Here is a 26,956-nt window from a genome sequence, read left to right as displayed (position 1 = left end):
TAACAGATAGTTATCTATGACATAACTTATATATTTTGTAAGTTGTGTCTTTTTTATATTGTGTGCAGCACTCAAAATAGAATATATGAGCTTTTCTTTGATCTTCTCATGGCTTTGTGTTGCGCTGCTATGAGCCATATTTTTGATTGATGCCTCGTTCATCAATGATGATGAGACTTTCTTCCTGCCTATTCCAACGGTAGTGGGTGCTGGAGTCATTCAGGTTTGTTTTTCTGTATTTTTTAAGATATCTTTGATTTCATCCTATAAAGAAAGCAGAATAACATGCACTCGATAGATCGCAAACTTTCTTTTATGTGTTGAATATGCAAGGTTTATGATTTTTGAAAGAATTTATTATTCTGCCTGGCAATATTTAGACAAAATGTGCAAAAAAAAGATGCTTCAAAATCAGCATCTTTCTTTATCCAATCAGTAGTACATCGCGAATGCCGGGAACTTCATCCATCAGTAATAATTTGATACCGGAAGAAAAATCTTCGGCTGCCATCATACATCCGGCACAGGCTCCGCGAAAAGCCACATAAACGATTGCGTTTTCATCGACACCCATCAGTTCAATATCTCCGCCATCTTGTTGAATATAAGGGCGAATCTTATCAAGACATGCATTGATTTGATTCATGTCTGGCATTACAACTTCTTCTGACATTCTGTCTCACTTCCTATCCTAAAAATAAAGGGATGAATAAAAGAGGGAAAACCAGTCCCACGACAAATCCACCTAAGACCTCTATAAAGCGATGACCCAATACAGATTTTAACTGCTCTTCGTATATTGGATTATCCAGCTGTACTTCCATGTCTTTTAAATCTTTAATCAATTGTTGTGTCAATTCGATATTTTTTCCGGAATAGTAGCGCACATGACAGGCATCATACATCACGATAAAGGCGAATACAGCGGTTACCGCAAAAATTGTGGAATCAAATCCTTCCTGCATGCCGATAGCCATCGATAAACCGGTGACCGTACTGGAATGGGAGCTTGGAAAACCGCCGCTGGCAACTACCCAATGTAAATCCCATTTTCCGGATTTTAAATAATAAAAGATTGTTTTTGCCGCTTGTGCAATCAGATTGCAGGAAAGGGCAACAAACAAGGGAAATAAAGCTTGTGGAAACATACTCTTTTTTCACTCCTAAACCGTTAGTATTATATCACAGATTCTTTTTTTCGTGATATAATGTGCTCGTAGAATAACGGAGGTACAATAACATGATTCAGTTAGACTTACAACATGCTCATTTAAAAGAGGATGTAAAAGCGTATCAGGAGCAAGTCAATCAGATTGATGAATCTTTACGCATGAAGACATGCAAGGGCAATGATTTTATCGGTTGGATGACATGGGCTAACGATTATGACAAAGAAGAGTTTGCACGTATTAAAACTTGTGCACAGAAAATTCAAAATGACAGTGATGTCTTTGTCGTATGTGGTATCGGTGGTTCCTATCTTGGTGCTCGTGCAGCCATTGAAATGATCAATGGTTTATACGCACAGAAAAAACCGGAAATCATTTTCATGGGAAATACTTTCTCAAGCAGCTATATTGCACAGGTCATGGACTATATAAAGGATAAGGAAGTCAGTGTCAATGTCATTTCGAAGTCAGGAACGACAACCGAAACTTCTATTGCATTCCGTATCTTGAAACAATTCATGGAAGGAAAATATGGGGAAGATGCCAAACATCGTATTTATGCGACAACGGATAAAGCGCGTGGTACCTTAAAGGCACTGGCCGATAAAGAAGGTTATGAGACATTTGTGATTCCGGATGACATCGGTGGGCGTTTCTCCGTCATTACGCCGGTAGGACTTTTACCAATTGCGGTAGCAGGTATCAATATTGATGATATTATGAAAGGCCTGCATGATGGAATGGGCGAATACGGCGATGCTGATCTTGATAAAAACCCGGCTTATCGCTATGCGGTAGCTCGTCGTATCTTACAAAATGAAGGCTACGATGTGGAATTGTTTGTCAACTATGAAATGCAGATGCAGATGATTGCGGAATGGTGGAAGCAGTTATTTGGCGAAAGTGAAGGAAAAGACGGAAAAGGTATTTTACCGGATAGCGTATGCAACTCTACAGACCTTCATTCCTTGGGGCAGTTTGTACAGGATGGAAAGAAAATATTGTTTGAAACCAATCTGTATGTAGAAAAACCGATGATCGATCTGACTTTCCCAAGTGATGATGAAAACTTGGATAACATGAATTACTTGGCTGGAAAATCCATCGACTGGGTCAACAAGATGGCTGCTAAAGGAACTTTACAGGCTCATGAAGAAACGGGTGGTGTACCAAACATCATCATTACTATGCCAGATATGAGCGCTTACAGTTTCGGTAATATGTGTATGTTCTACTTTAAGGCCATTGCGATGACAACTTTGATGAATGATTCGAACCCATTCAATCAGCCTGGCGTTGAAGTATATAAAAAGAACATGTTCAAGCTTTTGGGAAAAGAATAAGTAAAAGAGCCGGAATGGCTCTTTTTCGGTTATCGTTATACAACTAAAAACATAAGCTTTTTTTGAGTTGGACTTTAAAATCGGACTAAAAACTCGTATAATAGTTAAGGTATAGGATTACTGTAATAAGGAGGAAATTGAAATCATGCCTAGAGCTAAACTATCGATGGATGGAAATACAGCTGCGGCTCATGTTGCCTATGCGTATACAGATGTTGCGGCAATTTACCCTATTACTCCATCTAGTCCAATGGCTGACCAAATCGATATCTGGTCTGCTGGTGGACGTAAAAACATCTTTGGAAATCAGGTAGTTGTTACAGAAATGCAGTCTGAAGCTGGTGCAGCCGGTGCTGTACATGGATCTTTAGCTGCCGGTGCTTTAACAAATACATTCACAGCCTCTCAGGGTCTGTTATTGATGATTCCAAACATGTACAAGATCGCTGCTGAACAGTTGCCTTGTGTATTTGATGTTTCAGCACGTACCGTTGCAACACAAGCATTGAACATCTTTGGTGATCACAGTGACGTTTATGCTTGCCGTCAGACAGGTTTTGCGATGCTTTGTGAAACAAACCCACAGGAAGTTATGGACTTATCTCCGGTTGCACATTGTGCTGCTTTGGAAGGAAAAGTTCCTTTCATCAACTTCTTTGATGGTTTCCGTACATCACACGAAATCCAGAAAATTGAAACATGGGATTATGAAGACTTAAAAGACATCTGCCCTATGGAAGATGTTGAAGCTTTCCGTAACCATGCGTTAAATCCAGAACATCCAGCTATGCGTGGTTCTCACGAAAACGGAGATATTTATTTCCAGCATCGTGAAGCCATCAATACAGTTTATGATGATCTACCTGCCGTAGTTGAAAAATACATGGGCAAGATCAATGAAAAACTGGGAACAAACTATGATTTGTTCAACTATTATGGAGCACCGGATGCAGATCGTGTGATCATCGCTATGGGCTCTATCAATGATGTATGCGAAGAAGTTATCGATTACTTAACCGCAAAAGGTGAAAAAGTCGGTGTTATCAAAGTTCGTTTGTATCGTCCTTGGTCAAGCAAACACTTGTTGAAGGTATTACCGGAAACTGTTAAGAAAATTGCGGTATTAGACCGTACAAAAGAACCAGGTTCTTTAGGTGAACCATTGTTCCTTGATGTTGCGACAACATTAAGAGAAGCCGGAATGAACGACATCAAATTAGTTGGTGGACGTTATGGTTTAGGTTCTAAGGATACTCCACCTTCAAGTGTATTTGCCGTATATACAGAATTATTGAAGGATGAACCAAAAGAACGCTTTACAATCGGTATCGTGGATGATGTGACAAACTTGTCACTGCCAGAAGTAAAACCAGCTCCAATCACAAGTGCGCCGGGAACAATCGAATGTAAGTTCTGGGGTCTTGGTGGAGATGGTACAGTTGGTGCCAACAAGAACTCTACAAAGATCATCGGTGACCACACGGATAAATATATCCAGGCTTACTTCCAGTATGACTCTAAGAAAACAGGTGGTATCACAATTTCTCATTTGCGTTTTGGAGACAACCCAATTAAGAGTCCATACTACATCAACCAGGCTGACTTTGTTGCCTGCCACAACCCTTCTTATGTAACTAAGGGATATAAGATGGTACAGGACGTTAAACCTGGCGGTATCTACATGATTAACTGTCAGTGGTCTGATGAAGAATTAGACAAACATATGCCTGCTGATGCCAAGAAATATATTGCCGAAAACAACATTCAGGTATATACGATCAATGCGATCGATAAAGCTATCGAAATCGGTATGGGTAAACGTACAAATACGATTTTACAGTCTGCTTTCTTCAAATTAGCAGATATCATGCCAATCGATGAGGCTGTTACTTTCATGAAAGAAGCCGCTAAGAAATCTTACTCTAAAAAAGGCGATGCGGTTGTAGAAATGAACTACAAAGCTATTGATGCTGGTGTAGATGCATTGCATAAAGTAGAAGTACCTGCTTCCTGGGCTAATCCAGAAGCTGATGTAGCTCCTGCAGAAAAAACAGGTCGTCCTGCCACAGTTAAGATGGTTACAGAAATCATGGAACCAGTTAACCTGATGGATGGAGATAGCTTACCTGTGTCTGCCTTCAATGCACATACAGATGGTCAATGGGAAACAGGTGCCAGTGCTTATGAAAAACGTGGTACAGCCGTTATGGTTCCGGAATGGGATTCTAACAAATGTATCCAGTGTAACCAGTGTGCCTTCGTATGTAGCCATGCGACAATTCGTCCATTCTTATTGAATGAAGAAGAAGTCAAAGCAGCTCCGGCTGAAATCAAGCTGGCTGATACAAAACCTAAAGCAAGCGAATTGAAGTTCACAATGAGTGTTACACCGCTTGACTGTATGGGATGTGGTGAATGTATCACTGTATGTCCTACTGGTGCCATCCAGATGGTACCTCAGGAATCTCAGTTACATATGCAGCCAGTATTTGATTACTTAGTTGCCAATGTATCTAAGAAAGATATCGGTTTGAAAGATGAAACTGTCAAAGGTTCTCAGTTCAATCAGCCGTTATTAGAGTTCTCCGGATCTTGTGGTGGATGTGCCGAAACATCTTATGCACGTCTAGTTACTCAGTTATTTGGTGAACAGATGTATATCTCTAACGCAACCGGATGTTCTTCTATCTGGGGTGGTCCGGCTGCAACATGTCCTTACACTGTAAACAAAGAATCTAAACAGGGACCTGCCTGGTCTAACTCTTTGTTCGAAGATAACGCAGAACACGGATATGGTATGGCTTTAGGCTACAAGACACTTCGTGAACACACAATTGCCAAGGTAGCTAAGGTTGTAGAAGAAGCAGGAAATGCAGATCTTCAGACTGCTTTCGACAAATTTGTTGAAACAAAAGAAGATACTAAAGCAAACGTTGAACCAACAAAGGCTTTGATCGCTGCATTGGAAGCTTTAGGTACAGATGCTGCTAAAGAAGTATTGGCTGACAAACAGTACTTTGGTAAGAAATCTGTATGGATCTTCGGTGGAAATGGATGGGCTTATGATATCGGATTCGGTGGATTAGACCATGTATTGGCATCTGGAGAAAACGTAAACGTATTTGTATTCGATACAGAAATGTATTCAAATACAGGTGGACAGGCTTCTAAGGCAAGTAACATCGGTGAAGTATGTCAGTTTGCTGCTGCCGGTAAAGAAATGAAGAAAAAATCTTTGGCCGAAATCGCAATGACTTACGGATATGTATATGTTGCACAGATTGCTTTAGGTGCTAACCCAGCGCAGGCTGTTAAGTGTATCGCAGAAGCAGAAGCTTACGATGGACCATCTTTGATCATCGGTTATGCTCCATGTGAATTGCACGGTATTGCCAAGGGTGGTATGAACCATTGTCAGGATGAAATGAAGAAAGCTGTTAAGGCCGGATACTGGAACTTGTTCAGCTTCGATCCAGCTAAGAAAGCTGCCGGTAAGAATCCATTCACATTAACTTCTAAAGAAGGTGACGGAACTTATCAGGAATTCTTGAACAATGAAGCTCGTTACACTCGTTTGGTTAAACCATTCCCAGAAAGAGCAAAAGAATTGTTTGCGAAATCAGAAGAAGAAGCCAACGCTCGTTTCGAACACTTGAAGAAACTGGTTGATTTATACAGCTAATTTCGTAAATGAAGGATCGGAATCATTCCGGTCCTTTTTTTGTGCTACAATATCCAAAAGGAGAGCAATATGGAAGAAAAAAATCAAACAATCGTTAAAAAGACGGTTAAAAATGGTATTACCTTTGGTACATGCTTGGCAATGGTTATCAGCTACACAACCTGGCATTCTGTATTTTGGGCGATCATACACGGATTATTGAGTTGGATCTATGTGATTTACTTTATACTTCGCTATTGAGAAACGCAGCTATCTTTTATATAATCAAAACATGAAATTTTTATTTGATTGCGATGATACCCTCTATGATCTTTCCTGGCCTTTTAAAATGTGTTTAAAAGAGTTCCAATTGCCGGTGCCACAGGAACAAATAGATTCTTTTTATGCCTGTTACAGAGCGCATGGTGATGCGATCTTTTCAAAAATTCAGAATAATCAGATTACAGTAGATCAATCAGGGGCGTACCGAATTTTAAAAGCTTGTGAAGAATATGACATCCCATTTTCAGAAGAGGATGCTGTCTTATTCCAACAATGTTATAAACATTACCAACAAAAGATCTCCATGAATCCTGTTTTTCATGCTTACTTTTCATCGACTGAGAGCGAATGTGGTATTTTGACAAATGGAGAAGATATGCACCAACGAAATAAGTTGAGTACTTTACAAGTCTTTTCCTATATTCCTGCCAATCATATTTTTACCAGTGGTCAGATCGGAGTCAGTAAACCAGATATACGCGCATTTCAATATGTGATGAGGGCGCTGGATGAAAAACCGAGTGACTGGGTTTATATCGGTGATAATTATATCAACGATATGGAAGGCGCCAAGAAGGCTGGACTGCATACGATTCATTTCAATCGCCATCATCAAAAGGAAGGCCCGTGCAGTGATCATGTAGTTTATACAGAAGAAGAATTGATTTCACTTTTAAGAAAATTGGAAGGTCGTGAAAAAAATGGACAGATCTTGTCTGAAGCATAAAAAAAGGATTGTCATCAAAGTTGGTTCCAGCAGCATTACACATGAAAATGGAGATTTATACTTATCTCGAATTGAGAAGTTGGTTCGTGTGCTATGTGATTTACGCGCACAGGGAAAAGATGTTGTTTTAGTATCTTCCGGTGCCATTGCCTGTGGTCGAAGAGCTTTGCATATCGGAAGAAGACCGGAATCGACTGCTGAGAAACAAGCTTTTGCGGCTGTGGGGCAGGCTCGATTGATGATGGTCTATCAAAGACTTTTTAGTGAATATAATATGGTGGCTTCCCAAATTTTATTGACAAAAAATATCATGCGAGAAAAACATGCCAGAGAAAATGCCCGTAATACATTTCTGGAGCTTTTTGCCCTCCAAAGCATTCCTATCGTCAATGAAAACGATACGATTTCAACCCATGAGTTACTGGAAGTCGAAAGCTTTGGCGACAATGATCAGCTGGCCAGTACGGTCGGTAGTTTGATTGGAGCGGATTTGATTATCTTATTGAGCGATATCGAAGGATTATATACCGATAATCCCAAGACAAATCCCAAAGCACAACTGATCCGACATGTATCCCATATTGATCAAACGCTATTGAATATGGGTACCAATGAATCCAGTTCCAATGTGGGAACCGGCGGTATGAGCGCTAAATTAGTGGCCGCTCAAATTGCCATGGATGCCGGTGCCGATCTAGTGATTGCCAAATTTGAAGAAGGCATTGTGACCCGCATTCTACAAGGACAGCAGGCAGGCACATATTTTTGTGCAAATAAGGAGAAAGTATGAATTTAGAACAAATCGGGATTCAGGCGAAAAAAGTCAGTTATCAATTGGCCTCTTTATCAACAGAACAAAAAAATCAGGCTTTACAGATGGTCAGTTCTTCTATATGGGAAAATAGGGGTGCAATCTTAGAAGCAAATCGTATTGATATGGAAAATGGGCGCAAAAAAAGATTGAGCGACGGCTTGTTGGATCGACTACAACTTACAGAACAAAGAATTACGGATATGGCAAAAGCGGTATGGGATATAATCAGACTGGAAGATCCCGTTGGAGAAGTACTGGATGCCTATGACTTGGAAAATGGCTTACATATTGAAAAGAAGCGTGTACCCATCGGTGTGATTGGTATCATTTATGAAGCCAGACCAAATGTGACTTTAGATGCCTTTTCCATTTGTTTTAAAACGGGCAATGCCGTGATCTTAAAAGGGGGCAGCGATGCGATCCATTCCAATATTGCCATCACAAAAGCCATACAGGAAGGACTGAAACAAGCCGGTGTTTGTATAAATGCTATTCAATTTATTGAATCGACTTCGCATGAAGATACCCAGCGCTTTATGCAGATGACGGATTATGTTGATGTGATTATTCCAAGAGGCTCTAAACGACTGATTCAAAGTGTTATGCAGAACGCCAAGGTACCGGTGATTGAAACTGGGGCTGGAAATTGCCATATCTACATTGATGAAACGGCGGATATACAAAAAGCAGTGGATATTGTCTTTAATGCCAAGACCCAACGAATCGGTGTGTGTAATGCCGCAGAATCTTTATTAGTACATAAAAATATAGCAGCCCAGGTATTGCCCCTGGTACAAAAAAAATTGAATGAAAAAGAGGTTTTGTTGAAATGCGATGAAATAAGCTATGACATCTTAAAAAATCAACCGGGGCGCATTGAGCATGCCACTAAGGAAGACTGGAGCATGGAATATTTGGATTATGTGATGTCGGTAAAAGTAGTGAAGGATGTTGAACAGGCTATTCAACATATTAACCGTTATTCCACCAAACATTCCGAAAGTATCATTACCGAGTCTAAGGAAAATGCACTTCGTTTTTTAAATGAAGTGGATTCGGCTTGTGTATATTGGAATGCGTCTACCCGTTTTACCGATGGCGGGGTATTTGGCTTTGGTGCAGAAATCGGAATTTCCACTGGAAAGATTCATGCTCGTGGACCGATGGGGTTAAAAGAGATGACATCTTACAAATACCAGATCAAAGGGGATGGACAAATACGTTCATAGAAATAAACTGTCTAAAAAGGCAGTTTTTTCTTTAAAGAAAGGAAATAACATGCAACCTACATTACAAAAGTGTACAAAAAAGGAGATAAATACACTGCGTCAAATATCTATAGAAACATATTATGATACATTTGCATCGATGAATACAGTAGAAACTATGCAAGCGTATTTAGAAATTGCGTTTGCAAAAGATAAGTTAGAACAAGAACAGGATGAAAAAGTTCTTTATTTATGTTTTTGAAGAAAAAAGAAGAAATAGCTGGATATTTAAAGTTGATTGGCACAGACGGATATACACGATAAAGTTTCCTTAGAAATTGAAAGAATCTATGTACGAAGAAAATTTCAAGGACAAGGCTTTGGTACGTATTTGATGGAAAATGCAATCCAAATTGCTTTACAAAGAAAGAAGCGTTATATTTGGTTAGGCGTATGGGGGAAAAACGACAAAGCTTTATGATTTTATCAAAAACATGGCTTCTGTCAAATAGGAACACATTACTTTGTCATGGGTCAAGAAAAACAAACAGATTATGTGTTATAAAAAGACTTATAGTCATATTTATCCTCTTTTTTAACCATTCTATCCATTAATTTTGACAAGTAAACTTGGCATAAAGTATATTATAAGTGACAAGAAAACTTGGCAAAGAAGGTGATGATATGAAAAAAGAAGAAATCTTAGAACGTAGTCGAAAGGAAAATCAAAATGGAGATGAAAGAGAGAAAATGCAGATTCAAATATCAGAGAATCGAGGTTTTACAGTAACTGCATTTATGGCTGCTTTTTTGATGCTTATTGGTTCAGGTGATGTATTTTTATTTGGCAAATCCATACCTTTTAATATCTTGATGAGTTTTATTTTTATTTCAGGTGTAACTGTAGATTTCTATTCAAAATATAAGTTTTTTCGAAAGAAGAAATATTTAGTCCGTTTCTTATTTTCTCTTTTACTGGTTCTTGCGGTTTTTATTAAATTCGTATTTGAGTCTCAGTAAAGAACGGTATGTAGCATATATTGGGGTATGGTAAATTATGCAAAATGAATTGATCTTAAAAAATCATTTAAAAGAGATTCGGCAGAAAAAAGGATTATCGCAAGCAGCTTTAGCCTCGATGGTTGGCGTATCTCGCAATACGATCAGTTCGATTGAAACCGGGCAGTTTAATCCTACAGCTAAGCTGGCATTGATCCTTTGTATTGCGCTGGATCAAAAATTTGAAGATTTATTTTATTTTGACTAATAATACACAAGGAAGGTCGATAAGATCTTCTTTTTTTGTTAGATACAAATCCATATTAAAATAGTTTTTTTGATAGAATGGATATAGAAAGAGGTCACATATATGCCATTTGATTATAAGAAAGAATACAAAGAGTTTTACATGCCGCCTAAAAAGCCGACGATCGTTGAAGTTCCTGCCATGAATTATATTGCGGTTCGTGGGCAAGGAGATCCTAATGATGAAAAAGGAGAGTATGCACAAACGCTTGGTCTATTATATGGAATTGCTTTTACTATTAAAATGAGTTATAAAGGGGATCATAAAATACAAGGTTATTTTGAATACGTAGTACCACCATTAGAAGGATTTTGGTGGCAGGAAAACACGAAAGGTATGGATTATATCCGCAAACAGGATCTTTATTTTATTTCGATGATTCGTTTACCAGATTTTGTGACGAAAGAAGATTTTGACTGGGCATAACAGGAAGCAACTAAAAAGAAAAAGATGGATTTTTCTAAAGTTGATTTTTTAAGTGTAAATGAAGGATTGTGCGTTCAATGTATGCATATTGGATCTTTTGATGATGAACCGGATACCGTGAGTGCGATGCATCAGTTCGTCAAAGAAAACGGGTATACTTTAGATTTTAATGATCATAGATGGCATCATGAAATCTATTTGAGTGATCCAAGACGTTGTGATGTACAAAAGCTAAAAACGGTTATTCGTCATCCCATTCGAATAAGGGGGTAAAAAGATTTTAAATAAAAATCAAATGAAGTTTTAAGGTCAGATTGCATATTCTGGCTTTTTTATGCATGATGTATTTCAAAAGTTTGATTAGCAAAAAATGAAAAAAGAAGTGAAAGAACATAATTGTACAAAATTTGACATTCAAAGCATATAACTAGTAAAAAAGTAGTCAATGTGAAATAATTTAAATGACCCAAAAATAAGATGAGTCAAAATTAATAATATTATGTATGATTCCATACATATCGAAAGGAGTATTACAATGAAAGAAGAAATGAAATGTCCATTTCATCATGGAGAAAACATGGACGTTCATGTAGGTTCGAATGTGGATGCAAAAGATCCTGTTCGTTCCTGGTGGCCTGATTCTTTAAATTTAGATGTCCTTGCCCAACAGGATCAAAAGATCAATCCGAATGATGCGGATTTTAATTATCGCAGGGAATTTGAAAAAATAGATTATCAGGCTTTGAAAGAAGATATTAAAAAAGTGATTCAGACACCACAAGACTGGTGGCCGGCTGACTGGGGACAATATGGCGGCTTAATGATTCGAATGGCCTGGCATAGTGCAGGTACGTATCGAATTTTCGATGGCCGTGGGGGTGCCGGTACAGGCAATCAGCGATTTGCACCATTGAACAGTTGGCCAGATAATGCAAACTTAGATAAGGCGCGTCGTTTATTATGGCCTGTAAAGAAAAAGTATGGAAAGCGTATTTCCTGGGCAGATTTAATCATCTTAGCGGGCAATGTAGCGTATGAGTCGATGGGCTTTAAGCCTCTTGGATTTGGCGGAGGCCGAAACGATATTTGGAACCCGGAAAAAGATATTAATTGGGGAAGTGAGACAGAGTGGCTGGCGCCAACAAAACAGCGTTATGATAATGATGAAAACCGCAAAAGTCTAGAAAATCCATTGGCAGCCGTTCAAATGGGATTGATTTATGTAAATCCGGAAGGAGTCGATGGTATTCCCAATCCAGGTCGTACCGCGCAAGATGTTCGTGTGACTTTCCAGCGTATGGGGATGAATGATGAAGAAACGGTTGCTTTGATTGTAGGGGGTCATACCGTGGGGAAAACACATGGTGCCGGCAGAGCCGAAAATCTAGGACCGGAACCAGAAGCGAATACTGTAGAAGGACAAGGTTTGGGATGGATCAATCCAAATCAAAAAGCGAATAATGTCGTAACGTCCGGATTGGAAGGCGCCTGGTCTTCGCAGCCGGATCGTTGGAATCATTCCTACTTAAAGTTATTATTTAAATACGATTGGGGTCTGGTGAAAAGCCCGGCGGGGGCTTTCCAATGGGAACCTGTAGAAATCGAGGAAGAAGACATGCCGGTGGATGCGGCTGATCCAACCATCAAAAGAAAACCGATGATGACGGATGCTGATATGGCCTTGCGATATGATGCGAAATATCGCAAGATTGCAAAACACTTCCTGGATCATCCTAAAGAACTTGAAGAAGCGTTTGCCAAAGCCTGGTTTAAATTAACGCATAGAGATATGGGACCGAAATCGAGATACGCAGGCCCGGAAGTACCAGAAGAAGATTTCTTATGGCAAGATCCCATTCCGTCAGGGGATTATACCTTGAGTGGAGAAGACATTGAACGTTTGAAAGAAAAATTACTACAATCTGGATTGTCTTCGTATGAGATGATTTCGGTAGCTTGGGACAGTGCCCGAACATTCCGTCAAAGTGACTATCGTGGAGGAGCCAACGGTGCACGTATTGCCTTATCGCCACAGCGATTCTGGGAAGCGAATGAACCTGCCAAACTGGATAAGGTGTTGCAGACATATCGTTTGATACAAAAAGAGTTCGATAAAAAAGTAAGCCTGGCGGATTTGATTGTATTAGCTGGCAGTGCAGCGATTGAACAAGCGGCCAAAGCCGGCGGTGTCGATATCAAAGTGCCGTTTGCTCCTGGACGTGGTGATGCGACACAGGAGATGACGATCGAGCGCTCTTTTGATGTCTTAGAACCTAAACATGACGGCTTTCGAAATTATGTACAAGAGGGCTTAACCAATAAGCCGGAAACATTATTGGTGGACAAAGCCAATCTTTTGGGATTGAGTGCACCTCAGATGACCGTATTGATTGGCGGTTTACGTGTGCTGGATGTAAACTATGGTCAATCGCAACTTGGTGTATTGACAGAAAAACCTGGAGTATTGTCGCAGGATTTCTTTGTGAATTTAACGGATATGAACTTTAAATGGATTCCGCTGGAAGATGGTACATATCAGATTGTTTCAAGAGAAAACAATCAGGAAAAGTACAGGGCTTCTCGTGTTGACTTAGTCTTTGGTTCCAATTCTATCTTACGTTCCTATTGTGAATTCTATGCCCAAGATGACAACAAAGAAAAATTTGTCAAAGACTTTGTGAAAGCCTGGGTAAAAGTGATGAATAATGATCGTTATGATCTCCAATAACAGCTAGGTAAAGAGTGAAAGTGCTCTTTACCTTTTTTTCTATGGAGTGCTTTTTTAGCTGGGAACGACTTTTTATGATACACTAAGAATACTGTAAAGGAGTATGCTCATGTTTATTGTAACGATACATGATTTAAAAAATATTAAAAAATTAAAAGAGGCTGGTGCTGATGCGATTATCATTGGTGTAGAAGATTTTTCCATTCGACAAAGTCTTACTATTTCTCTTAGAGATTTAAAAGAAGTTGTTTTACAATGTCATGCACTGAATTTAAAATTGTATGTGAATGCCTTACGTTTTTTTATGGAAGATGAATTAAACTTGTTAACAGAGTTTTTAAAGACCTGCAAAGAAGCCGGGGTGGATGGTATCTACTATAGTGATGAAGGCGTATTCTATGAGGCACAGAAACAGGGGATGGAATCTTTGTTGATTTATCAACCGGAGACATTAATTACCAATCATATGGACATTGCGTTTTATTTGGAGTTAGGGATTCAATCCGTTTCACTAGCACATGAATGTTCATTAGAGGAAATCTTACAAATGACAGAACAAACGAAAGAAGTAGAAATTTTGATTTCTGGTTATTTCTCAATTTTGTATTCCAGAAGAATGTTGGTCACTAATTATCTGGATGCGATTAAATCGAACGAAAAAGGGCACAAAAAGGTATTAGATTTGATAGAATCGACACGTCAGGATCGAATGCCAATCGTAGAGGATGATTATGGTACTCATATTTTTAGTGAAGCATCGATTCAAAGTCAAAAGGAACTGCCTGTTTTGAAAGAGCATGGATTATATCGCTTCCGAATTGACTCTATTTTTATGGATGATGATTGGACGATTCATGTATTAAATGCCTATCAAAATCAATCGGAAGTACCGGGATCCAACCACTGGTATTATCAGACGACCATGAAAAAGAAGGAGGCTAGTCATGAATAAGATTGAATTACTGGCTCCTGCAGGAAATCTGGAAAAGGCAAAAATTGCGATTTTATATGGTGCGGATGCGGTTTATATTGGAGGAAAACAATTTTCCTTACGATCTCGTGCCAGTAATTTTTCTTTGGAAGAAATGAAGGAACTGGTGGATTTTGCCAACGAAAGAGGGGCGCATGTGCATGTTACGGTGAATATGCTGCCGCATGAGGAAGACCTGCACGGTCTGGACGACTATTTGTTGGCCCTGGATCAGATCGGTGTTCATGCGATCATTGTCTGTTCACCGGCTATCATGATGAAGGCCAAAGAATTGGGCTGTCATTATGAAGTACATATTTCAACACAGCATTCTTCCACAAACTCCAATGCGGTTGCCTTTTGGAAAGAAAAGGGCATGGATCGTGTAGTATTGGGAAGAGAATGCCAAATGGATCAGATCGAAGCCATCTGTAAAAAAAATATTTTACCAATCGAAGTGTTTATTCACGGTGGTATGTGTATTTCTTTTAGCGGTCGCTGTGTCTTGAGTAATCATATGACCTTACGCGATGCCAATCGTGGCGGCTGTGCGCAAAGCTGTCGGTGGAAATATCATTTAATGGACAGAGATCATGAATTAAGTGATCCAACCAATCTGTTTAGTATGTCCAGCAAGGATTTGCAGGCCGTAGATCAGATTGAAGCCTTTATTAAAATGGGTGTCGCTTCTTTGAAAATCGAAGGGCGTATGAAAAGTGCTTATTATTTGGCAACCGTTATTCGCAGTTATCGTACTTTGATCGACCGTATTTATGAAAAAGGATATGCTTCCCAAGAGGATTTGGCGTATGCCAAAAGAGAAATTGCCAAGGCGGAAAACCGTCCGACGGGTCCAGGCTTTTATCAAGGATTACCGGGTTATAAGGTGCAGCTGTATCAAGATCATGATGAGACGGTGACCCAAGAATATGTGGCGATTGTCCTTGATTATGATGCCTCTTCACAAATCGCAACTTTACAGGTAAAGAATCATTTCTTACCAAATCAAACATTAGAAATCTTTGGTCCAAATATTTCAAGCACATTGGTTGAGGTCAAAGAAATCTATGATGAAAATGATATACCTTTAGCTGTGTGTAAGCAACCAATGCAGATCGTTAAGACCAAATGGGAAGGTCCTATCGAAAAAAATGCGATGATCCGTAAGATTCGTGTTGTGTCTAAAGACGGATTATGAGAAAATAGAACAAGCTGAAAAGAGGGATATCATGAAATTGAGTCAGAGTTTCTTTTATACATTGCGTGAAAATGCAAAAGATGAAGATAGTATTTCCAGTAATTTGTTAGTACGTGCCGGAATGATCAAAAAAACTTCCAACGGTATTTATATGATCATGCCGATGGGGAAAAAGGTATTGGCGAAGATTGAGAACATCATTCGTGAAGAAATGGATGCCAAAGGGGCACAGGAACTCTTGATGCCGGCTTTGATTCCGGAAGATGTGTATGTGCAGTCTGGTCGAAGAGATGCGTTTGGATCCAACATGTTTTCATTAAACGACCGGTATATGAAGCGTTATGTACTAGGTCCAACCCATGAAGAATTGTTTGCGGTTGCGGCAAGTATGAACGGAAAATCGTATAAAGATTATCCATACAATCTGTATCAGATTCAGACAAAGTATCGAGACGAGACACGTCCTCGTTATGGATTGATCCGTGTTCGTGAATTTATCATGAAAGATGCATATACATTTGACATCGATGAAAAAGGATTGGATGTAGCCTACCAGAAGATGTATGATGCTTATTGCCGCATTTTTGATCGTTTAGGTTTAGAATATAAGATTGTTAAAGCCGATACAGGGGCTATGGGTGGCCTTTTATCGGAAGAGTACCAGGCCATTTCCAGCATTGGCGAAGATACTATCGTAGGTTGTGAGGGTTGTGATTTTTCCAGCAATCTAGAGATTACTGAAGTCATCGATACGACGGAAGAAAGTCAGGAAAAAGAAAAAGAAATGCATTTGATGGAGACACCGAATGCGAAAACCATTGAAGAAGTCGCAGCCTTCTTTGGAAAAGAAGCCAATGATTTTGTTAAGACCCTGATTTATAATGTCGATGGAAAGATTGTTGCGTTCTGTATCCCAGGCGATCGTGAGCTTAACGAAACGAAAGTTTTAAAACTGTTGGGTGCCAACGAGATGGAGCTAGCTTCCTTTGAGGATGTAGAGAAGGTGACGCATGCCAAGGTAGGATTTGCCGGTCCAATCGGTATTGATTGTCCGGTCTATCTGGATCGACAGGTTTTACATAAGAAAAACTTTATTGTAGGAGCCAATAAGACAGACCACCATATTGAAAATGTCAATATCAAGGATTTTGATTATGTGAAAGCAGCGGATTTATGTCAGGTCAAAGAAGGCAATGTCTGCCCGGTTTGTGGAAAGAAATTAACGTTCCAACATGGCATTGAAGTGGGGAACCTCTTTAAGCTGGGTACAAAATATTCAACATCCATGAATTTGTTATATACGGATGCCAACAATCAGCTGCAACCGGTATGGATGGGAAGTTATGGTATTGGCTTAGAACGTTGTATGGCAGCGGTCGTAGAACAGCATAACGATGCTTCCGGCATTATTTGGCCTGCTGAAATTGCGCCGTTTAAACTGGCAATCGTACCGGTCAGCGCTAAAGATGAACAACAAGTATCCATTGCCAATGCGTTGTATGAATATTGTCAATCGAAAAAATACGATGTGCTCTTAGATGACCGCAATGAGCGTCCGGGAGTTAAATTTAAAGATATGGAACTGATTGGTATTCCGTATCGAATTACAGTTGGACGTGGTATTCAAAATGGCAATGTTGAATTTGTCACAAGAGCCAACGGTGAGAAAACAGAAATCTCTTTAGAGGATATCAAAGCTAGAATTGATGCGATTTATGCAAAATAGGATGAGACAGTCCTCATCCTTTTTTTGTGCAAATTGTTTCAGGATATGTAAGATTCTTTCAAGAAAACGGTTACATCCGTTTTTTGAGATTTACTTTTCCTAACAGTTAGGTTAAAATTACCCTATTAGGAGGACTTAGAATGGAAAAAAAGATTAGTATCAGCAATAACCAGGTGATTTTAAATTACAACAAGGCGTATCCGAAAGATCGTCAGGAGTTTTTGGCAAGTAAAACATTCCAGGTTTATATTCAGTATTTTATTTCCAGTCAAAAAGAAAAAAATGTTGATCTGTATAAATATCTGACACAGGATGGAAAATACGATTCGCAGGAAGCCGCTGCCGAATTTACGCATTTCCTTCGTCTGTTGTCGGTGTTTAAAATGGATGAGATTCGCAATGACTATGCATTGGATGAAAAACATCTGTTAGACACCATTGAAGAAATTTATAAATCATGGCGAGATTTACAGCGTTTTGCGGTGATGTCCAGTGAAAATATTGACGGTTTCGGTGTCAATACTTTGGTCGCAAGAGATTCCGCTGTCAATTCTCTGTTCTTACGCACATACCGTTTATTTGAAGAACGTGCCATGCATCGAAGAAATGTTGTGTATCGTCAGGCACAGGCCGGTACAAATGCGTGTTTCTCGGTATATCGTCATAAAAACTTATGGGATCCTCAATATGAAGCCTTAATGAATATTCCGGTGATTGATACCGTTATGCTTCGTACACCAATGATCCTGCATCCGAAATCCAGTAAGCGTGAAGGCGTGATCAATGAAACGGATACAAACCCAATCACATATTTTGCGGGTGATCCGGAAGAATGGTTCTGTTTCCCATGTAAAGTCGGAAAACTATTGTGCTTTGTATATTTCAATACAAAATATATTGCATCGGCTTTAAGTATGGCCAACTTATTCGAATTGGCCAGCCGCGAAGAATCAGAACAGAAACCGGATTTGATCTGTATTTATGGAAATCCGGATGATCGCAATGAAACACAGTTCTATCACGATGAAGCGAATGATATCTGGGTAGGATGCATCAGTGATCATCCACGTGTAGAGTATTTTGGATATTTGAAGAAAATGTGTTTGACATTACATAACCTTGCGATGATGCAAAGAGGATGGCTGCCAATCCACGGAGCTTTTGTCAACATTACATTAAATGATGGCAGAAGAAAAGGCTTGATGTTGATGGGAGATTCCGGTGCTGGTAAGTCAGAATCCATTGAAGCACTGAAAGCTGTTGGACACGATATCATCCGTGATATTGAAGTAGTATTTGATGATATGGGTACGATTCATGTTGAAGATGGTGTACCTTATGGACAGGGAACAGAAATCGGTGCCTTTGTACGATTGGATGACTTAGACCCAGGAACACCGTATCGTGACATGGATCGTGCTGTGATCATGGGACCGGAAAATCCGAATGCTCGTATGGTTGTACCGGCAAGTCCATATCGTGTTGTCGTACACAATCACACTATCGATCTGTTTGCGTATGCCAATAACTATACAGATGAATATGGCTTGAAACAACGTCCAATCGAAGATGTCAAAGAAACTTGTAAGCAGGGAAAACGTATGGCATTGGGAACAACGCAGGAAGTTGGTATTTCTACAACGTATTTTGCCAACCCATTTGGACCTATGCAGAAACAGGAGCTTTGTGAACCGCTGATTGATAAAATGTTCCAGTGCATGAAAGACAACGGCGTGTTTGTTGGAGAAATCTATACGCACTTAGGATTTGACCGTGCAAATCGTAAAGGTTTAGATATTGCCGCTAAAGAATTGCTTGAGTTCATCAAAAAATAGGAGATGATCATATGTATCAAGATTATGAAGCTTCGTTTTATTCACAAAATGAAGTAAAAAAATCCGTATTAAACAGCTATCTTTGGATGGCTATTGGTTTGATGGTGACCGCTGCAGTATCGTTTGGTTTGTATCGAAGTGGTACATTTTTAGCCATCATCGAACGTAGTCCATTCTTAGCTTTTGGATTGTTGATTGCGCAGATCGTTCTAGTTGTTGTATTTTCTTCACAATTGGCAAGAAATACGTCTGCTGCCACTATGAAAATCTTATTTCTGTTGTATTCTTTAACCCTCGGTTTCAGCATGACATCCATTTTCTATGCGTATTCAGAAGGTGTTATCTTTGTTGCGTTTTTGGTAGCGGCCCTCTATTTTCTCTGTTTAGTGTTTATTGGCCTAACAACAAAGAAAGATATGTCGCGCATTGGATCAATTTGTTTTACCGGTTTGATTGCCATGATCATTTCACAAGTACTTTTATCCATATTTCATATTGGAATGGATACTCGTTTTATGTGCCTTGTAGGTCTGCTTCTTTTTACCGGGATTACGGTATGGGATATACAGCGTATGAATAAGATCATGACGTTCAATGATGGATCAATCGTTTCCAGAGAAAAGTTATCCATTTATTTCGCATTAGAGCTTTATTTGGACTTTATCAACATTTTCTTATACATTCTTCAATTGTTGGGAATGGGAAGTTCAAAAGACTAGAGAAGAGCAAAAAAAAGCTCTTCTTTTTTTGTGCAAATAAAAAGGAAGGATTGCCCTTCCTTTTACATTAAAGCACTTCTAATACTTTATTGTAGTCTGGTTCATTCGCTACTTCGGCACAATATTCAACGTGAACCAGCTTATTGTTTTCATCAACGACAAAGACAGCTCTTGTCAACAAGCCCAATTCTTCAATCAAGGTTCCACTGACCTTGGCAAAGTTTTGTCCTTTGTAGTCACTTCCCATGATGACTTTGTCATTGTTTTTAGCCTGGCACCAACGATCCAGTGCAAATGGTAAGTCCATGGAAAGGGATACCACTGTGACATCGTCTCTATCCTTAAGTGAATTCATAAACTTTGCGACTTCCATCGAACAAACGCTGGTATCAATGCTTGGAACGCTTAAGAATACACGTTTTCCTTTTAAAGTTGTGCTGTCAACTGTATTTAAATCCTTATCTACAAATGTAAATGCAGGCATTTCACTTCCTTCAACAAGAGGTGCGCCAACTAATGTTACTTCATTTCCTTTAAATGTTGTCATATGTATGATCTCCTTTTTTAACTGTTTTCATCGTATCATGCCTAATGTTTAAATCCTATTGAAATGCCCAAAGAAAAAGCACAAAAGTTATCCTTTGCGCTTTAAATTTTTCATATATGTTTTTAAGTTGGCGTCTTTTGTAACAACCGGTTGGATGCTTCCTGTCTTGCTGGTGGCAATCACACAAACCCCCGGACCATGTCCGCTTGTATAAGAATCACTGTGTACGATCACACCGACACTGATACTTCCTTTTAAATAGTGCGGACCGTATTCACTATCATGATCTAAGATGGCGACAAAATCACCAAAGCGAAGGTCGTTAAGGCCATAGGCTTCATTGGCTTCTTTATCTTGGGTCATGATATCGTAATCGCCTTCCATCATGGTATTGCTTCCAAGACCGGAACCCATCAAAAAGGCCGGAACAACTGTAACAACAGGGAAGGTGATCCCTTTATCGGTTTCTTCGATAGGCATAGCTTCTAATAAATCCGGATCGATGTTCATCACATAAATGTCTTCATGATCTAAAAGCTTTAAGCCTTGTCCATAGGCTTTGACCAATATGGTTTCATTGCCATCCATTTCCTCCAGGATCTTTTTATCAAAACAGATCATCGTATGATCGATACCGCCGTGAGTTCCCGATACATAGCCTTTCTTACCTTTTTGTGGCCCGTTGATGATACGTGCTTCATTACCTACACAGGCAAATGTTTCCAAGGCATGATTTTCTCCATTGGATGGATTGGCTAGTGAGATGCCGGGCTCTACATGATCACCGGCTAATCCCATGCAGGGATCACCAATGGCATGAGAGTAAGTAATACCACCGGTACCAATTGGCATTCTGCCTTTTCCGTCATAGCCAACACGAAAGCCTTTCATACGAGGATGATCGACCTGTCCGTTGACGGCAATTTTTACTAATTTGTCACGATTGATTCGCATAACTTATTTCCTCCTTTGTCTAACGATTTCAAATCCAAATGCACTGACTGTACTTGCCGTATCCAACGCATAACGACAGTCTCTTCCATATTCTAAAAAAATGTTTTGCGTGGAATGTTCGGCCAGCTGAGCACTGATACCACGTAACGCGCCACCTAAAGCTAAACAAAAATTCTCAGGAAAGGTATAGTCATATAAAGATATGGCATCCTTTCGATGCGCCATTACAAGAGGTATTGCGTGTTGTTTTAAATAATAGATCAAATCTTCTTCCTTTTGGATCCAGTAGATGCTTAGATGCTCAAAAGCACCGGCACTGGCCTTTAAGATTAACGGTTCGACCTTAGACCAGTCTCTTTCCATCAAAATCAAACCATTGCATCCAGCTGCATATAAAGATCGACAAATACTTCCCAGATTATAAGGATCTTCAATCCCATCGATATGACATAAAAAACCAGATAGTGAATGATCCGGCAAACCTGGATGATGCTGTACACCGGCTTTTACAAGCAGACCACCATGGGTAGAAGAGCTGGCCATGGTTTGTATCTCTTCTTTTGTTTGATAGGAAACAGGAATGTTTCTTTGTTTGGCCAGATAATAGACATAACCAAAATCTTTATTGCGTTTTCCTTGTTCCATAATGACTTGAAAAATATCGCGCTTTTGATTTTCCAGTATAGCCTTCACCGAGATTTTTCCTTCAAATAAAAGTTCCATGGTCTTATTATAAGGCCTTTCCGAAATTAAATCTATATGATAAAATTTTGAAATATAAGCGGGTGATCAAATTGAATTTTCGTATAACAGAAGAAATGAAAAAAAGAATGTTTGTATATGGAGGCTCTTTATCCATTGCGGTATTGATTGCCATGTTTTTTCTGTTTTTTGATCGAGTCGTTGACTTTATTCAATTCATCTTATCGATCGGATCCCCATTTTTATTAGGAATTTTTCTAGCCTTTTTACTGCATAAACCTTCAAAATGGTTTGAAAGAAAGCTGTTTGGAAATACAAATTTGAAACAAAATAATAAACGATTATTGTCAATCATATTATCTTTTATCTTGTTTCTATGTTTGATTGTCTTATTTTTTGGAACTATTATTCCAAGTTTGATTGATTCTTCCATGCAGTTTGCGGATAACTTTAAATCGTATTGGGGTAATTTAATGGATTATGCGACAAGTTTAGGGAAACAATTGAATATTTCGGGACAGGATATTGAAAGAGCGTTAAACGAAACGGATCTCTTCAATACTGTGACTTCGACACTGACTCGATATCTTCCGGAAATTGCCAATTATTCATACAATGTGATTCGTTTGATTATCAATTTTATCCTGGCTTTAGTGAGTGCTTTCTATATCTTACTGGATAAAGAAAGTCTGGTTCGCGGACTAAAAAAATTAAACTATGCGTTGTTTGATAAATCGATGGCTAACTTTGTTACCGCATGGACCGAGGATGCCAAGCTCGTCTTTGAGAAATACATTGTCGGAAGCATTATTGATTCTTCGATTATCGGTGTAAGCTGTTATATCGGGGTTTCACTTTTACAGATTCCCTATGCGCCCATGATTGGCTTTGTGGTCGGTGTGACCAATGTGATCCCGGTTTTCGGGCCGTTTATCGGTGCTATCCCGGTAATTGTACTGTTACTGTTGATTGATCCGATCTATGCTTTGATCTTTGCGATTTTTATTTTGATCCTGCAGCAGATCGATGGCAACGTGATCAAACCGATTGTATTAGGCGATCAGCTGGGCATTTCCGGATTCTGGATTTTGTTTTCCGTGACGATCGGTGGCGGTATTGGCGGTGTCGTCGGCATGTTTTTAGGGGTTCCCGTTTTTGCTTTGTTGTATGCAGGCATACGTGATTTCTCAAAAAGTCGTCTTGCGCAAAAACACATTCATATTACGGATAAAAAGGGAACTGTTGATTAACAGTTCTATTTTCATTTCACTGGATTTTTTTAAAAGGTATTTGTATAATTTAATCTCTGTGAGGTGAAACTATGGATTTTTTTGTACATACCCTTGAACATACATTGGAAGATACATGGATGATGTTTCCTTTTCTTTTGATTACCTATATGATCTTAGAAGTATTTGAAAGACGAAACAATCAGAGTGACGAAAAAATATTCTTTGGTTTACAAAAATATGGTCCACTGGTAGGTGCCGCTGTAGGTTTATTGCCTCAATGTGGATTCAGTATTCTGGCAGCCATGTTATTTGTACAAAGAAATATCACATTAGGGTCTTTATTAGCTGTTATGATAGCTACAAGCGATGAAGCCATTCCGATTCTTTTAAGCAATCCTTCTCTATATTCTACGTTGGGGTTGTTGTTGGTGTTGAAATTTGTGATTGCCGTCGTTGCCGGTTATTTTATTGATCATGTACTCTATCGACATCAAAATGTCATTTATTTTGATGATATGGAAGAAGAAACGGAAGAGCAAGCCTCAGAGGATGAACAAGCAGGTTCAGCTTGTCCCTGCTGTTATCCGGAATATCCGATCTATATTAGTGCTCTATTACGTTCATTAAAAATTTTTGTTTTTATCTTTGCGACAAGTTTTGTATTAACTTTATTGATTGAATGGATCGGAGAAGAGAACTTAAGTACGATTCTTTTATCCAAGTCGTTCCTTCAACCCCTCTTTGCAGCTGTATTTGGTTTTATTCCCAACTGTGCAGCCACGGTTGTATTATCTCAGTTATATATGAGTGGACAATTACAGTTTGGTTCTCTATTAGCCGGTCTGATTACCAACGCCGGTTTAGGACTGGTGGTCTTAATTCGCTATAACGAAAACAAGAAAATGGTTCTTCGCATCATTGCGATCTTATGGATCGTTGCCGTGTTATTTGGAATGGGAACCTTTATTCTGGAAAATTTGATGTAGCTGTCAATGAGACTCTGGATCGATGAAGACATGTGTAAAAGCATGTCTTTTTTATTTCTATACAGTATCGTCAACGGTCACTATCTATAAAAATGATCAAATTTAGTTGTATCCCTTTGAACATTCTAATCTTGGAGAACAGTCGTTTCTTAGTCTATGTCGTTAATTACATTGTAGATAACCGCTTTCATCTTCTGTCAATTTTGGAAAGCCGGAACATGTAGTTAAATAGTGTGTATCGTCCATCGGTGACATTTGTTTGTATTGATGTACGGCATGCGAAACTTGATCACTGGCATCTCCAATAATACCGCTAATTCCCATATGTAAATAATCCATTATTTTGTTGACATCATCGACAGTCCATACATAGATGGGAAGATTGTTGTTTCTGGCATCTTCCAGAAGCTGTGTGTTGATCATGCTTTCTTCTACGGCAATAAAATCGGGAATGAAAGAATCGTTTAATCGTATATGGATATGCCCTAAATTTCCAAACGCACAATAGCCGATCCACCAGTCTGGCCTTTCTTTTGCCAAAAGTTCAACGCTTTCTTTATCCATGGACATGAACATGGCTCGATTTGAAAAATCGTATTTTTCTATCAGTTCAATAGTTTGTTGAATGGTTTCTTGTTGATCACCATCTAGTGGCTTAAATTCAATCAAAAGACCAATCTGATTAGGCGAAGATTTCGCAGTTTGAATTGCCTGCTCCAAAGTCGCAATCTTTGCAGTATGACCTTGTTTATCCGTTAGCGTAAGCTTCTGTAACTGTTCGAATGTACAATCTTTGATTTCTAAGTCTTTTTTAGTCAATCGCTTTAAATTTGTATCATGGCATACGACCAATATGTGATCTTTTGTCATCTGTATATCGATTTCCGCAAAATCAGTGTTGTTTTGATCAGCTGCCAAGATGCCTTCCAAACTGTTTTCCACTTGTGTGATATCGCCGCGATGACCAATGGAATAAGGGGGATGTACCAATGGCCATTGATGGAAGTACATCACGACAAACACAATCGTTGCACACAAAAAGATTGTACTGTATATGATTTTATGGTGGGCAACCTTTTTGTGCCACTTCATTTTAAGAGGTTTTTCTGTCTGGCTAAACAGACAGACTGGATCGACTTCTTCCTGTTTTAACTGCGTGTAAATCGCAAATACTTCTAGGATCGTCCATAGTATAGAATAGCCGACAAACAGTAAGGTGCGAAAACGAAAATAAGAAGAGAACAGAAAATAACGTAAAAAGTAAAAGTTAAAATCAGATGTTGTTAATAGGAATTCGGGAAAGATAAAAGTTTCCAAAACATAATACATCAGAAATATACCAATTAAAAACAGCCATAATTTCTTTATCTGCAGCATTTTATGAATAGATTGTTTACAAGCTTGGAAAAAGGGTGCTTTTGTATAAATCATGTAAAAAGGTACGTACCATAAAAATGCGTAAACCATGAATAAAAGTATGTAAACAATAAAGATCAAATACGATCCATAATTCATTTTTAAAGCTTCATTGATAATAAAAGCCGGTATAGAAATACGGGGTAAAAAAGAAGATACAAAACCAAGATGCCATAAAGGGTTCAACAAAACATAATATAGAAACAATAAAGGAAAATACTTGGTCTTTAAAACAGAAAGATCTTGCAGGGAAGAAAGACTCAAATTTTTCCAGTCAATAGTTTGTCGGGTTTTAAAACAATAGACGAGTTTATAAACCACGATATATTCAAAGTAAACACAGAGGATCACAATAAGCACATAAGCAAGTACCAATAGAATTCCCGGAATGGAGAATAAGGAATATACCATATCAAAGTTATATAAAACTGTATCTCCTATTACATACCGTAAAAACCATCCTGTTAAAAGCGATAGACAGGGAAGAAGGATGGCATTCATCAATAGTTTATAAAACAGCTCAAATTTCAAAATCTCTTTCATAATTACCTCAAAACACGATTTACATTATACAGTAGGAATTTAAAATATAAAGGGGAAGGGGTGTAAATTCAGAGAATGAAAATAGAAAATCCATCTTTTTTACCATAGTTTTTAGAAAAGGCTCGTCCTTTGCACATAAAGGATGAATAAATATTAAAAATGAAATCTTGGTGGTATAATTTAGACGCTTGTAGAAAGGCAAGCTCTTGAGGAGCTTCATGAGGTGAATAACCATCAAGAGAACTTGGCGGTTCTGGTTGTTCATCTCGTGAAACTCTGAACCGCCAAAACAATGAAATCTAAGAAACGTAAAAAATACACACCTTTACGTTCTTTTTCGTGGTCTAAATCCGAAGTCAAAACAACGGATCAGCTTTTAGTCGAATCTACAGTTTCTGAATGGTATGATGCCAAACATCGTACGATGTCAAAGGAAGAAATAATATTTATAAACTCTTTACCTA

At 38.8% G+C, this 26,956-nt stretch carries 24 protein-coding genes and 1 pseudogene; 19 read left to right on the top strand and 6 right to left on the bottom strand.

The genetic code is table 11. The annotated features are described in order from the left end of the window. Nucleotides 1-424 precede the first annotated feature (424 nt). Both G413_RS0104055 and G413_RS0104050 read right to left on the bottom strand, forming a co-directional pair. Nucleotides 425-673 carry a NifU family protein gene (locus tag G413_RS0104055; RefSeq protein ID WP_022789654.1) on the bottom strand — a complete coding sequence of 83 codons (249 nt, stop codon included), beginning with the start codon at nucleotides 671-673 and terminating at the stop codon, nucleotides 425-427. A 13-nt stretch (nucleotides 674-686) separates the two neighbouring features. Then, nucleotides 687-1,148, bottom strand: coding sequence for a divergent PAP2 family protein (locus G413_RS0104050; protein ID WP_022789653.1), 462 nt, complete (start codon nucleotides 1,146-1,148; stop codon nucleotides 687-689). A 92-nt stretch (nucleotides 1,149-1,240) separates the two neighbouring features. Between G413_RS0104050 and G413_RS0104045 the strand changes: the two genes are divergently transcribed. The 17 genes and pseudogenes from G413_RS0104045 to G413_RS0103965 all read left to right on the top strand — a co-directional run bounded on the left by G413_RS0104045 (nucleotide 1,241) and on the right by G413_RS0103965 (nucleotide 20,112). Further along, entirely contained in the window at nucleotides 1,241-2,512 is a 1,272-nt protein-coding gene (locus tag G413_RS0104045; RefSeq protein WP_022789652.1) for a glucose-6-phosphate isomerase, read from the top strand. 145 nt (nucleotides 2,513-2,657) lie between these two features. Further along, nucleotides 2,658-6,194: a pyruvate:ferredoxin (flavodoxin) oxidoreductase gene (gene nifJ / locus G413_RS0104040; RefSeq protein ID WP_022789651.1), complete on the top strand. Its 3,537-nt coding sequence runs from the start codon at nucleotides 2,658-2,660 to the stop codon at nucleotides 6,192-6,194. Nucleotides 6,195-6,263: 69 nt separating this feature from the next. Further along, nucleotides 6,264-6,434 (top strand): hypothetical protein, encoded by a 171-nt coding sequence (locus tag G413_RS12260; RefSeq protein ID WP_022789650.1) that lies wholly within the window; start codon nucleotides 6,264-6,266, stop codon nucleotides 6,432-6,434. Between the two features lie 31 nt (nucleotides 6,435-6,465). After that, complete coding sequence (locus G413_RS0104030; protein WP_022789649.1) at nucleotides 6,466-7,182, top strand: HAD family hydrolase; 717 nt, start codon at nucleotides 6,466-6,468, stop codon at nucleotides 7,180-7,182. After that, nucleotides 7,157-7,972: a glutamate 5-kinase gene (gene proB, locus G413_RS0104025; protein ID WP_022789648.1), complete on the top strand. Its 816-nt coding sequence runs from the start codon at nucleotides 7,157-7,159 to the stop codon at nucleotides 7,970-7,972. Before G413_RS0104030 ends, proB begins: the two co-directional genes overlap by 26 nt. Next, complete coding sequence (locus G413_RS0104020) at nucleotides 7,969-9,225, top strand: glutamate-5-semialdehyde dehydrogenase (RefSeq protein WP_022789647.1); 1,257 nt, start codon at nucleotides 7,969-7,971, stop codon at nucleotides 9,223-9,225. Before proB ends, G413_RS0104020 begins: the two co-directional genes overlap by 4 nt. Further along, nucleotides 9,206-9,466 (top strand): hypothetical protein, encoded by a 261-nt coding sequence (locus G413_RS12280; RefSeq protein WP_027969039.1) that lies wholly within the window; start codon nucleotides 9,206-9,208, stop codon nucleotides 9,464-9,466. Before G413_RS0104020 ends, G413_RS12280 begins: the two co-directional genes overlap by 20 nt. A gap of 36 nt (nucleotides 9,467-9,502) precedes the next feature. Beyond that, nucleotides 9,503-9,685 (top strand): GNAT family N-acetyltransferase, encoded by a 183-nt coding sequence (locus G413_RS12275; RefSeq protein WP_027969038.1) that lies wholly within the window; start codon nucleotides 9,503-9,505, stop codon nucleotides 9,683-9,685. Nucleotides 9,686-9,888: 203 nt separating this feature from the next. Further along, nucleotides 9,889-10,224 carry a DUF6442 family protein gene (locus G413_RS0104005; protein ID WP_022789646.1) on the top strand — a complete coding sequence of 112 codons (336 nt, stop codon included), beginning with the start codon at nucleotides 9,889-9,891 and terminating at the stop codon, nucleotides 10,222-10,224. 37 nt (nucleotides 10,225-10,261) lie between these two features. Beyond that, on the top strand, nucleotides 10,262-10,471 hold the full coding sequence (locus tag G413_RS0104000) for a helix-turn-helix transcriptional regulator (RefSeq protein ID WP_022789645.1): 210 nt from the start codon (nucleotides 10,262-10,264) through the stop codon (nucleotides 10,469-10,471). 102 nt (nucleotides 10,472-10,573) lie between these two features. Continuing rightward, nucleotides 10,574-11,209, top strand: a pseudogene (locus tag G413_RS10915) (GyrI-like domain-containing protein). A 262-nt stretch (nucleotides 11,210-11,471) separates the two neighbouring features. Further along, nucleotides 11,472-13,664: a catalase/peroxidase HPI gene (gene katG / locus G413_RS0103990; protein ID WP_022789644.1), complete on the top strand. Its 2,193-nt coding sequence runs from the start codon at nucleotides 11,472-11,474 to the stop codon at nucleotides 13,662-13,664. Nucleotides 13,665-13,773: 109 nt separating this feature from the next. After that, on the top strand, nucleotides 13,774-14,616 hold the full coding sequence (locus tag G413_RS0103985; RefSeq protein WP_027969037.1) for a peptidase U32 family protein: 843 nt from the start codon (nucleotides 13,774-13,776) through the stop codon (nucleotides 14,614-14,616). Next, nucleotides 14,609-15,832, top strand: a complete 1,224-nt coding sequence (locus G413_RS0103980; protein WP_022789642.1) for a peptidase U32 family protein — start codon at nucleotides 14,609-14,611, stop codon at nucleotides 15,830-15,832. Before G413_RS0103985 ends, G413_RS0103980 begins: the two co-directional genes overlap by 8 nt. A 31-nt stretch (nucleotides 15,833-15,863) precedes the next feature. Beyond that, nucleotides 15,864-17,558, top strand: coding sequence for a proline--tRNA ligase (locus G413_RS0103975; RefSeq protein WP_022789641.1), 1,695 nt, complete (start codon nucleotides 15,864-15,866; stop codon nucleotides 17,556-17,558). Nucleotides 17,559-17,698: 140 nt separating this feature from the next. Then, nucleotides 17,699-19,393, top strand: a complete 1,695-nt coding sequence (locus G413_RS0103970; protein ID WP_022789640.1) for a phosphoenolpyruvate carboxykinase (ATP) — start codon at nucleotides 17,699-17,701, stop codon at nucleotides 19,391-19,393. An 11-nt stretch (nucleotides 19,394-19,404) separates the two neighbouring features. Then, complete coding sequence (locus G413_RS0103965; protein WP_022789639.1) at nucleotides 19,405-20,112, top strand: Bax inhibitor-1/YccA family protein; 708 nt, start codon at nucleotides 19,405-19,407, stop codon at nucleotides 20,110-20,112. Between the two features lie 67 nt (nucleotides 20,113-20,179). On the opposite strand, the gene tpx is transcribed toward G413_RS0103965, so the two are convergent. The 3 genes from tpx to G413_RS0103950 all read right to left on the bottom strand — a co-directional run bounded on the left by tpx (nucleotide 20,180) and on the right by G413_RS0103950 (nucleotide 22,336). After that, complete coding sequence (tpx, locus tag G413_RS0103960; protein ID WP_022789638.1) at nucleotides 20,180-20,659, bottom strand: thiol peroxidase; 480 nt, start codon at nucleotides 20,657-20,659, stop codon at nucleotides 20,180-20,182. 87 nt (nucleotides 20,660-20,746) lie between these two features. Next, the gene (locus tag G413_RS0103955; protein WP_022789637.1) at nucleotides 20,747-21,613 is read right to left on the bottom strand and encodes a DUF4438 domain-containing protein; all 867 of its coding nucleotides are present in this window, start codon (nucleotides 21,611-21,613) and stop codon (nucleotides 20,747-20,749) included. A 3-nt stretch (nucleotides 21,614-21,616) separates the two neighbouring features. Beyond that, nucleotides 21,617-22,336, bottom strand: a complete 720-nt coding sequence (locus tag G413_RS0103950; protein ID WP_022789636.1) for a TrmH family RNA methyltransferase — start codon at nucleotides 22,334-22,336, stop codon at nucleotides 21,617-21,619. A 95-nt stretch (nucleotides 22,337-22,431) separates the two neighbouring features. Between G413_RS0103950 and G413_RS10910 the strand changes: the two genes are divergently transcribed. Together G413_RS10910 and G413_RS0103940 are read left to right on the top strand one after the other, a co-directional pair. After that, the gene (locus tag G413_RS10910; RefSeq protein WP_051130155.1) at nucleotides 22,432-23,565 is read left to right on the top strand and encodes an AI-2E family transporter; all 1,134 of its coding nucleotides are present in this window, start codon (nucleotides 22,432-22,434) and stop codon (nucleotides 23,563-23,565) included. A 71-nt stretch (nucleotides 23,566-23,636) separates the two neighbouring features. Beyond that, complete coding sequence (locus tag G413_RS0103940; protein ID WP_022789634.1) at nucleotides 23,637-24,533, top strand: putative manganese transporter; 897 nt, start codon at nucleotides 23,637-23,639, stop codon at nucleotides 24,531-24,533. Between the two features lie 162 nt (nucleotides 24,534-24,695). Here G413_RS0103940 and G413_RS0103935 read toward each other — a convergent pair whose 3' ends face one another. Next, entirely contained in the window at nucleotides 24,696-26,492 is a 1,797-nt protein-coding gene (locus G413_RS0103935; protein WP_022789633.1) for a glycerophosphodiester phosphodiesterase family protein, read from the bottom strand. Nucleotides 26,493-26,956 lie beyond the last annotated feature (464 nt).

Source organism: Faecalicoccus pleomorphus DSM 20574 (genome assembly GCF_000420345.1).
In the GTDB taxonomy this organism is placed as follows: Bacteria; Bacillota_I; Bacilli_A; order Erysipelotrichales; family Erysipelotrichaceae; genus Faecalicoccus; species Faecalicoccus pleomorphus.
The sequence above is the reverse complement of the archived record's forward strand: the minus strand, read 5'-3'. Positions and strand labels throughout refer to the sequence as shown.